Annotated in this window: 9 protein-coding genes and 1 pseudogene; 5 read left to right on the top strand and 5 right to left on the bottom strand. The window is 61.5% G+C overall.

From position 1 onward, the window contains the following. Both AC5DC2_RS12745 and AC5DC2_RS12740 read right to left on the bottom strand, forming a co-directional pair. A partial coding sequence (locus AC5DC2_RS12745; protein ID WP_491698741.1) for a DHA2 family efflux MFS transporter permease subunit occupies positions 1-864 on the bottom strand: 864 nt, incomplete at its 3' end. Between the two features lie 40 nt (positions 865-904). Beyond that, complete coding sequence (locus AC5DC2_RS12740; protein ID WP_491698740.1) at positions 905-2,035, bottom strand: HlyD family secretion protein; 1,131 nt, start codon at positions 2,033-2,035, stop codon at positions 905-907. 267 nt (positions 2,036-2,302) lie between these two features. On the opposite strand from AC5DC2_RS12740, the gene AC5DC2_RS12735 reads away from it, so the two are divergent. The 3 genes from AC5DC2_RS12735 (at position 2,303) to lysS (ending at position 6,215) form a co-directional block, all read left to right on the top strand. Then, positions 2,303-3,088 (top strand): TerC family protein, encoded by a 786-nt coding sequence (locus tag AC5DC2_RS12735; protein WP_491698739.1) that lies wholly within the window; start codon positions 2,303-2,305, stop codon positions 3,086-3,088. Between the two features lie 171 nt (positions 3,089-3,259). After that, on the top strand, positions 3,260-4,726 hold the full coding sequence (gltX, locus tag AC5DC2_RS12730) for a glutamate--tRNA ligase (RefSeq protein WP_491698738.1): 1,467 nt from the start codon (positions 3,260-3,262) through the stop codon (positions 4,724-4,726). A gap of 1 nt (position 4,727) precedes the next feature. Then, positions 4,728-6,215: a lysine--tRNA ligase gene (gene lysS, locus AC5DC2_RS12725; protein WP_491698737.1), complete on the top strand. Its 1,488-nt coding sequence runs from the start codon at positions 4,728-4,730 to the stop codon at positions 6,213-6,215. Between the two features lie 70 nt (positions 6,216-6,285). Here lysS and AC5DC2_RS12720 read toward each other — a convergent pair whose 3' ends face one another. After that, a complete protein-coding gene (locus tag AC5DC2_RS12720; protein ID WP_491698736.1) occupies positions 6,286-6,912 on the bottom strand; it encodes an NADPH-dependent F420 reductase in 627 nt (208 codons plus the stop codon). Between the two features lie 101 nt (positions 6,913-7,013). Here AC5DC2_RS12720 and AC5DC2_RS12715 point away from each other — a divergent pair, with 101 nt between their 5' ends. Beyond that, the gene (locus AC5DC2_RS12715) at positions 7,014-7,910 is read left to right on the top strand and encodes a LysR family transcriptional regulator (RefSeq protein ID WP_491698735.1); all 897 of its coding nucleotides are present in this window, start codon (positions 7,014-7,016) and stop codon (positions 7,908-7,910) included. 119 nt (positions 7,911-8,029) lie between these two features. Continuing rightward, positions 8,030-8,794: an SDR family NAD(P)-dependent oxidoreductase gene (locus tag AC5DC2_RS12710; RefSeq protein ID WP_024709362.1), complete on the top strand. Its 765-nt coding sequence runs from the start codon at positions 8,030-8,032 to the stop codon at positions 8,792-8,794. Between the two features lie 172 nt (positions 8,795-8,966). On the opposite strand, the gene AC5DC2_RS12705 is transcribed toward AC5DC2_RS12710, so the two are convergent. Continuing rightward, on the bottom strand, positions 8,967-9,749 hold the full coding sequence (locus tag AC5DC2_RS12705; RefSeq protein WP_491698734.1) for an ATP-binding cassette domain-containing protein: 783 nt from the start codon (positions 9,747-9,749) through the stop codon (positions 8,967-8,969). Then, a pseudogene (locus AC5DC2_RS12700) lies at positions 9,746-10,043 on the bottom strand (ABC transporter ATP-binding protein); the annotation flags it as partial. The pseudogene AC5DC2_RS12700 and the gene AC5DC2_RS12705, both read right to left, overlap by 4 nt.

The following is a 10,043-nucleotide window of genomic DNA, read 5'->3' as shown; positions in this document are numbered from 1 at the left end:
GTTGAAATTGCCGAAGGCGCGCAGATCGACGACCGGATAGCGGCTGGTGAAGGAACGGTAGAAGAAGGCGATGCCGGCGCCGACCATGATGACGAAGGCGTAGCGGATGACATCGGCCTGGAACCAGCCTTCGATATTGCCTTCCTCGAGAAAATACTCGAGCGAGCCGAGAAAGAGAGCCATGGCGATGAGCCCGAACCAGTCGAAGTGCTTCATGATCGAATAGTCGGGCCTGTCGAAGTCGATCAGCAGCCAGGCCCCGATCGTCACCAGTATGCCGGGCACGACATTGATCAGGAACAGCCAGTGCCAGGAAAAGGCATCGACGAGATAACCGCCGATCGTCGGCCCGATGGTCGGCGCCATCGTTGCCACGAGGCCGACAACGGGAATGACGGTCGAGCGTTTGGACGGCGGAAAGGCGGTGAAGGCAACGGCAAAGACGGCCGGCACCAGGCCGCCCGACATGAAGCCCTGCAGCGCCCGGTAGATGATCATCTGGTCGATAGAGGTGGCCGTGGCGCAAAGCGCGCTGCAGGCGGTAAACGCGGCGGCGGAAACCGAAAACACCACGCGGGTGGAAAATATCCGCGCCAGAATGCCCGACAGCGGGATCATGATCACTTCGGCGATCAGATAGGAGGTCTGCACCCAGGCGATTTCATCGGCGCTCGCAGAGATGCCGGCCTGGATATCGGTGAGCGCGGATGCGACGATCTGGATGTCGAGGATCGCCATGAACATGCCGAAGGCCATGATGACGAAGGCCGCCCATGTGCGGGCGCTGACGTGCTCCGAAGGCGCCTGTGGAGGTGCCGCCGGCGCGTTCTCGCTGCGGGCTGTGCTTTCGGCAATCTCTGTCATGGTTCACCTGTCCGGTGGGAGGACGCTCGGCCTTTGTCCGTTAGCGGTTGCCGGCGACGACCCTGCCGAGCGTGCCGTCGGGCGCGGTTCGGGTGTCGGCTTCGGCCGTGACCGAAAGACCGGCCTTCAGATAGCCCCGGTCGAGCATCTCCTGCGGAATGGAAATATGAACCGGAATGCGCTGGACGACTTTGGTGAAATTGCCGGTCGCGTTTTGCGGCGGCAGGAGCGCGAAGACCGCGCCCGAGGCCGGCGAGAAGGAAACGACCTTGCCGGTGAAGTCATCATCCTTGAAGGCGTCGACGCTGACATGAACCTCTTCGCCGATGCCCAGGCGATCAAGGTCCGTCTCCTTGAAATTGGCGACGATATAGAGGTCCTCTGTCGGAACCAGCGCGCCGAGGCGGGCGCCGGAGGAAACGAGGTCGCCGACCTGGACGTTGCGGTTGCCGAAGACGCCGTCAAAGGGCGCGTGAATTTCGGTGAAGGCGAGATTGCGCTTGGCCATGTCAACGGCGAGCCGGCGTTCCTTCAACGCCGCCTGCTGCTGGGCTAGCTGGGCCTCGGCGGTATTGATGTTCGACTTCGCCACCTCGATTGCGGCATTGGCGGCCTCGACCTGCGCCTTCAGCTGGTCGACCTGCGCCTTGGCATCGTCGAAGGCGGCAACGGTCGCCGCGCCCTTTTCCTTCAGCGTGTTGGCGCGCTCGAAGGCGCTCTTCGCATTCTCGATCTGCGGATCGAGCGCGTCGCGATTGGCCTTTGCCTGATTGAGCTGGGCCTTGGCGCCGCCGATCTGCGCTTCCGTCGCCTTCAGCGCCACATTCTGGGCGTTGAGCTGCGCCTCGGCCTGGGCGAGCGCGTTCTGATAGTCGCCATCGTCGATCTTGACCAGAAGATCGCCCTTCTTGACTTTTTCATTGTTCGAGACTTCCACGCTTTCGACGTAGCCGGAGACCTTCGGCGAGATCGTCGCGATGTCGCCTTCGATATAGGCGTCATCGGTGGAAACGATGAAGCGGCCCTCCGTCCACCATTGATAACCGAACCAGCCGGCGCCGGCGATGACGGCAACGCCGATCACGGCAAAGATGATCCTGCGCGCGCCGCCCGACTTCTTTGCCGGAGCCTGTTCCGCAGCGGCGTGACTGTCCTCGTGATCATTGCTCATGCTGAAAGGCCTTTCTCGGCTGAACATGGGAGGGTGTCCAGCTTTGGCAATTGACAATTCGAACTGGCGAGTTCGATTTATGGCGATGCTAATGCGCCTCCCCCGCCGGCCTGTCAAGCCGAGAGACGCCAGGAACCCGGATCGGGACATCGGCGTTGATGACAGAAAAGCGTGAGCGCGCGGATATGGATTGCCGCGGCGAACCGATGTATTGAACAGCGCCATACCTGCAGCGAACGACCGTGCGGGGCAGATGAGGAGAATTGAGTGACCGATCTACTGGCCCTCGCCGTCCAGCCCGAAGCCTGGGCAGCGCTTGTAACCCTGATCATCATGGAAGTCGTGCTCGGCATCGACAACCTCGTCTTCATATCCATCCTCACCAACAAGCTGCCGGCAAACAGGCGGCAGGCCGCGCGGCGGATCGGTCTCGGTCTGGCGCTGGTGTTCCGGCTGTTGCTGCTGGCGACCGTCGCCTTCATCGTGCAACTGACGGAGCCGGTGTTTTCAGCCTTTGGCCATGAGTTCTCCTGGAAGGATATCATCCTGATCGCCGGCGGCCTGTTTCTGGTCTGGAAGGCGACGAAGGAAATCCACCACAGCGTCGACCCCGAGGACGGGCCCGGCGACATTGTCGGCGGTGCGGTCAAGGCGGGCTTTTCGGCGGCGATTTTCCAGATTCTGCTGCTTGACCTGGTGTTCTCGATCGACAGCATCATCACCGCCGTCGGCATGACCGATCATCTGCCGATCATGGTCATTGCCGTCGTCGTCGCCGTTACGCTGATGCTGGTCGCCTCCGGCCCGCTTGCCCGTTTCATCGAGGCCAACCCCACCATCGTCATGCTGGCGCTTGCCTTCCTGCTGATGATCGGGATGACGTTGATCGCAGACGGGCTCGGCTTCCACGTGCCCAAGGGATATGTCTATGCCGCGATGGCGTTTTCGGGTCTTGTGGAGTTTCTCAACATGCTGGCGCGCCGCAAGCGCAGGCTGGACCGGGCCGAAGGCGGCGAAAAGCCCGCCGCGGAAGGCGCATCGCCCGGCCATTGAGCCTGACGGCTTGACGGAAAGGGTTGAATATGGCCTAAGGCAGGCCAGACAGAGCCGCCTTGACTGACGGGCCATGGACGCCTTGCGGCTTCAGCGAATTTCAGCACTGGAAGAACTCTCTCGGCCGGATATGACCGTCACCCGATCCGGCCGGCAGCATGGACGAACACGATGAGCACAACCGGCCCCCGCCTGCGCATTGCGCCTTCTCCCACCGGCGAGCCGCATGTCGGCACCGCCTATACGGCGCTTTTCAACTATCTCTACGCCAAGAAGATGGGCGGCACCTTCATTCTCCGCATCGAGGACACCGACGCTTCGCGCTCGACGCCCGAATACGAGAAGAACGTGCTCGATGCGTTGAAATGGTGCGGGCTCGAATGGGATGAGGGCCCCGATGTCGGCGGCGAGTATGGTCCCTACCGCCAGTCCGACCGCAAGGACATCTACAGGCCCTTCGTCGACAGGCTGGTGGAAGAAGGCCACGCCTTCCATTGCTTCTGCACGCCCGAACGGCTGGAGCGCATGCGCGCCGGACAGCGCGCCGAAGGCCGCGCCCCGAAATATGACGGGCTCTGCATGCATCTGAAGGCCGAAGAGGTGAAAGCCCGCATCGAGGCGGGCGAGCCCAATGTCGTGCGCATGAAGATTCCGGAAGAGGGCGCGTGCAAGTTCACCGACGGCGTCTATGGCGATGTCGAGATCCCGTGGGATGCGGTCGACATGCAGGTTCTCTTGAAGGCCGACGGCATGCCGACCTATCACATGGCCAATGTCGTCGACGACCACCTGATGAAGATCACCCATGTGGCGCGCGGCGAGGAGTGGCTCGCCTCGGTGCCGAAGCACATCCTGCTTTACACCTATCTGGGGCTCGAGCCGCCGCAGTTCTTCCACCTGCCGCTGATGCGCAATCCCGACAAGTCGAAACTGTCGAAGCGCAAGAACCCGACCTCGATCTCCTATTACTCCGCGCTCGGCTATCTGCCGGAAGCGCTGATGAACTTCCTCGGACTGTTCTTCATCCAGATCGCCGAGGGCGAGGAACTGATGTCGATGGATGAGCTGATCGAGAAGTTCGATCAGGACAACCTCAACAAGTCGGGCGCCGTCTTCGACACGCAGAAGCTCGAATGGCTGAACGGCCGTTTCCTGCGCGAAACGCTGTCGGAAGAGGATTTCATTCTCCGCGTCGCCGCCTGGGCCTCTGAGAATGCTCGGCTGAAGGACGGGCTGAAACTCTCCCAGAGCCGGATCACCAAACTTGGCGAACTCCCGGCGCTGATGGGCTTCCTGCTGCAGTCGGACATGGTGCCGGCGGCGGAAGCGTTTGCGAAGATCAAGAAAACCAATCCGGAAGAAATCCTTGAGATCCTGAAGGCCGTCCAGCCCGTACTGGAAAAGTTGACCGAATGGAACGCGACGACCGTGGAAGAGGCGCTGCGCCAGCTTGCGGATGACATGGACAAGAAGCTGCGCATTGTTGTCGCGCCGCTGTTTGTCGCCATGTCCGGTTCCTCGCGTTCGCTGCCGCTGTTTGACAGTATGGCAATCCTCGGCCGCGCCGTGGTGCGCCAGCGCCTGAAGAATTCCGAGGCCGTCGTTGCAGGCATGGTCGCAGAAGAGGCAAAGAAGTAAGATGAACAAGAAGACCGAAGAACTCTCCTCCGACGCCACGGAAGTGCGCGCGCAGAAGCTTGAAATCCTGCGCGAGAAGATCGGCGATGTCTATCCCGCCCATTTCCACCGCACGGTCACCAATGCGGAACTGGCGGAAAAATACGCCGACCTTCCCGACGACACGATGACCGAGGATGTCGTCACCGTTGCCGGCCGCGTCTATTCCATGCGCAATTCCGGCATGTTTGTTGACCTGCGCGATGCCTCGGGCAAGATCCAGATCTTTTCCCACAAGGACACGACGCCTGAAGAGGTGCGGGAGATGTGGTCGCTGGTCGACCTCGCCGATATCGTCGGCGTCACCGGCGTCGTCCGCCGCACCAAGCGCGGCGAGCTGACCATCAATGCGCATGAGATCACCATGCTCACCAAGGCATTGAAGCCGATGCCGGAGAAATATCATGGTCTCGCCGATATCGAGACGCGCTATCGCCAGCGCTATCTCGACATCATGAGCAATGAGGATTCGAAGCTGCGCTTCATCCAGCGCTCGAAGATCCTCTCCGGCGTGCGCCGTTTCCTCGAAGGCGAGGGCTTCATGGAAGTCGAGACGCCGATGCTGCAGTCTATCTATGGCGGCGCGTCGGCCGATCCGTTCAAGACCCACCACAACGCGCTCGACATGGACATGTATCTGAGGATCGCGCCGGAGCTCTACCTGAAGCGCATCCTGGTTTCCGGGCTCACCGACAAGGTGTTCGAGGTCAACCGCAACTTCCGCAACGAGGGCGTCTCCACCCGGCACAATCCCGAGTTCACTATGATGGAGTGTTACTGGGCCTATGCCGATTACGAGGACATGATGGGTATTGTCGAGCGCATGTTCGAGACGCTCGCTGTGACGCTCCACGACAGCACGGCGGTGAAGTTTGGCGAGATCGAGCTCAATTTCAAGGGCCCGTTCAAGCGTGTGCCGATGCCCGACGCCGTGAAGGAGGCGACCGGGATCGATTTCCTGTCGATCGCGACCGACGAGGAGGCCCGCGAAGCCGCCGAAGCCGCCGGTTTCGAAATCGAGAGCGATTGGACCTGGGGCGAGTGCCTGGCCTTCATCTTCGAGGAGACACTGGAAGCATCGCTGATCCAGCCGTGCCATGTCACGCATTTCCCGAAGGACATTTCGCCCTTCGCCAAGGAAGTTCCGGGCGAGCCGCGTCTGGTCGAGCGCTTCGAGACCTATGTCAACGGCTGGGAGCTCGGCAATGCGTTCTCCGAACTCAATGATCCGGTCGAGCAGCGCCGCCGCATGGTCGAGCAGCTCGAGCAGGCCCATGCCCGCGGCGAGATGGAAAAAAGGCTGGACGACGATTTCCTCAACGCCATGGACCACGGCATGCCACCGGCGGGCGGCCTGGGCATCGGCATCGACCGCCTGATCATGCTTTTGACCGACGGCCCGTCGATCCGCGACGTCATCCTTTTCCCCGCGCGCCGCCACAAGGATTGAGGCTGAGATTGGCCCGAACGCCATCGTACCTTAGTTCTGATGGCGTTCGGGCGCGCGTTTACTTAAACGTTCAGCGAACGGTTTCCGCCAGGGTGCGTGCCAGTTCTTCCCTTGGCTTCAGATTGCAATAGGCCGGACGGTCGCGCTCGAAACGCCAGCTTTCCGAAAGCGTTCCGGCGTCGAGCGGGTCAAATCCGAATGCGTTGTAGAGCGCTGCCACTTCGGCTTTTGCCGCTTCGTCATCACCTGCAAGCGGCAAGGCGAGGCGATCCGGCGCGCCTTCGGGGCGTGAGGCGGGTTCAACATCGATCATGCGTATGGCGTTGAAGGCCTTGACGACGCGCGCGCCGGGAAGCCTGGCTGCCAGAAGTTCACTTGTCGTTGTCTCGCCTTTGTCGAGTGCGTCGATATGGCCGTCACGCTCGAAATAGTAGTTCACGGCGTCGATCACGATCTTGCCAACGAGCCTTTCGGCGGGCAGGGTATCGATCGCCGAAAGCGGAATGGCGATGACGACGGCGTCTCCGAATGCGGCGACCTCATCGACCGTGCCGATCTCACATCCGATTGCGCCCTGCATGCTGAACAGGGTCTGCGGCCCCCTCGAATTGCTGATCATGACGGTATGTCCGGTTTCCACGGCCTTGGCGGCGATCGTGCGCCCGACATAGCCCGCGCCGATAATTCCGATCTTCATGGTTTTCTCCAATTGAGTTGGTGATACCTCCGTGTAATACGCTACCTGGTGTTTTTAAATCTCGTTTGTTGACATTGTGCCGCAACCAAAAGGGGATAATGATGGACCGGCTGACCAGCATGGCTGTCTATGTTCAAGCGGCCGATCTTGGCTCTTTTGTCGCTGCCGCCGATGCCATGGGCATCTCGCCGCAAATGGTTTCCAAGCATATCCGTTTTCTGGAAGATCGTGTGGGCACCACCCTCATTCATCGCACGACACGAAGGCAGGATTTGACGGATACCGGGCGAGCCTTCTATGAGCGGTGCAAGGTTATTCTGGCGGAGGCGGAGGCTGCGGAAAACCTGGCCGTGGACATGCATCGCCATCCCAGCGGCTTGTTGAGGGTCAATGCGCCGAGGACGTTTGGCGGGTTGGCGTTGCCGCCTTTGATCAGCGCGTTTCTGGACCGCTATCCTGACGTTCAGGTGGAACTGACGCTTGATGATCGTTTTGTGGACCCGGTCGAGGAAGGCTACGATGTGACGATCCGCATCGGTGCGCCCGCCAATGCGGGACTCAGCAGTGTGCCGCTCGGCTTTTACCATCTGGTCGCTTGTGCGGCTCCGGCTTATCTCGCACGTCACGGGCTCCCGGAAACGCCGGAAAAGCTCAGCGAACATCAGTGTCTGATCTTCGGGCAACGGGCTGGCAATACGCTCTGCCGCTGGACATTCGCGCGGGATGGCCGGAGCCATGAGGCGCGCGTCGACGGTCGCCTTTTCAGCAATGACTGGCGCGTGCTGATGCATGCCGCGCTTGAAGGACGGGCCATTGCCTTCGGGGCGGAAGCGATTCTCCGAGAGGAGCTGAAGGCGGGCCGGCTGGTTCGGCTGTTTGAAGACTACGAGACGCCCAAACGCCCAGTCCATGCGCTCTATCTGGCCGGACGAAAACCGGCGGCGCGCGTGCTGCGCTTTGTCGAAAGCCTGGAAGCTGCGTTCGCCCCGAGAGCCTGATCGTTCGGGCTCGTCAACGGTCTGAAAACCAACCGTTTCAGCATTACAAATCCGTCACGGTTCTTGTCTGTGAACCTCTCGCTTCCCACATCTGTTTGAGACAATCATGGGAGGTTGAAATGGCTCAACTCAAAGACAAAGTGGCCATTATCACGGGTGGTGCCGGCGGGATCGGGATTGCCACGGCCAAGCGCATGACCGTCGAAGGCGCCAAGGTGCTGCTGGTGGACCTTGATGAGGATGCGCTGAAGGATGCGGTTGCGGAACTCGGCCATGACAAGGCGGCCTATGCCGTGGCGGACGTTACCGATCCCGAGCAGACGCAGGCTTATGTCGCGGCCGCGGTCGAAAAGTTCGGCAAGCTCGACATTCTTGTCGCGAATGCCGGCATTGAGGGCGTCGTGAAGCCCATCACCGATTACCCGACAGAGATGTTCGACAAGGTGATGGCGGTCAATGTCCGCGGCATCTTTCTCGGCCTTAAATATGCCATGCCGGAACTGAAGAAAACCAAGGGCAATGTGGTGATCATGGCCTCGGTGGCAGGCCTTGGTGGCACGCCGGATGTCTCGGCCTACATCACCTCGAAACACGCGCTGGTCGGACTGATGCGCACCGCTGCCCTTGAGGGCGCGCGCGATGGCATCAGGGTCAATTCGATCCATCCCTCGCCGGTCGAAACGCGGATGATGCGTTCGCTGGAGGAAGGGTTTGCGCCCGGCCATGGCGGCGAGGCCAAGAAGGGGTTCGCCGCCAGCATTCCGCTGCAGCGCTATGCCGAGCCTGACGAGATCGCCGATGCCGTCGTCTATCTCGCCAGTGATCAGGCCAAATTCGTCACCGGCGTGCGCCTGCCCGTCGATGGCGGCATGACGGCCGACTGACGACAGCGCCGTGCGTCCCATTCGGACGCACAAAGAACGCTCTGACCTATTTTAGCTACGCATCGTGCTTTCCGAGAATCGATTCCGATTTTCGGGCCGTTGCGCCAAGATCTCTCTCCCGCGACCTTGCCGTCGCGAACAAGGCCCGGCCTGGACCAACAGGCCGGGCTTTTCATGTCGACGGCCTGAACCGAGCAAGAGTCGGCTCGGCGGCAAGGAGACGGCGCGTATAGTCCTCGCGCGGGTTGTCCAGCACGTCCCGCAAGGGACCGGCCTCGACGACCCGCCCCGCATGCATCACCGCAACCCGGTCGCAGATCTCGTCGACAACGCCGATGTCATGGGTGATCAGCAGGATCGAGACGCCGTGGTCTGCCCGCATCCGCAAAAGCAGCTTCAGGATCTGGGCCTGCACCGTGACGTCGAGCGCAGAGGTCGGCTCGTCGGCCACCAGCAGCTTCGGCCGGGTGATCAGCGCCCTGGCAATGGCGATCCGCTGGCGCTGCCCGCCGGAAAACTGATGGGGATAGCGGTCGAGGTCGTCCGCGCTCAATCCGACCTCTTCCAGAAGCGTGGCGATCCTCTGCCGTCGCTTTGCTCCGCGCGGGGGGGGTTCCTCAAGGCCAAGCGGCTCGCCGATGATCCGGTCGACCGTGTGGCGCGGATCGAGCGAACCATAAGGGTCCTGAAACACCATCTGGAAATCGCGGCGCAGAGGACGCAATTGCCGTTCGGACAATGCGGTGATCTGGCGGTCCTCGAAGAGTACCGTGCCCGATGTCGGCCGGTCGAGCGCCATGACGAGCCGGGCGAGGGTGGACTTGCCGGAGCCGCTTTCCCCGACAATGCCGAGGATTTCGCCGGGCTGGAGGCTGATCGAGACATTCTCGAGCGCGGCAGGGCCATCGGCACCATAGCGGCGGCAAAGGTTTTCAGTGCGCAGAAGCGGAGTCATGGGTCGCTTCCCAGTCCGGCCCGCACCCGCCGGGGCAGGGATGACAGCAGTCGCTTCGTATACGGACGCTCCGGTCGGCAGATAATGTCTTCCGCCGTTCCTGTTTCCACCATGCGTCCGGCCTGCATCACCGTCACCCGGTCCGCCATCCGCGCGACGACGCCGAAATCGTGGGAGATCAGCATCAGGCCGATGCCGAGCTCGCGCACCAGCTGATCGAGAATGTCTAGGACCTCCGCCTGGACGGTGACGTCGAGCGCCGTGGTCGGCTCGTCGGCGATGAGCAGCGCCGGC

It is taken from the genome of Martelella sp., from assembly GCF_984369615.1.
Note: the sequence above shows the minus strand (reverse complement) of the source record. Positions and strands in the feature narration are given on the sequence as shown.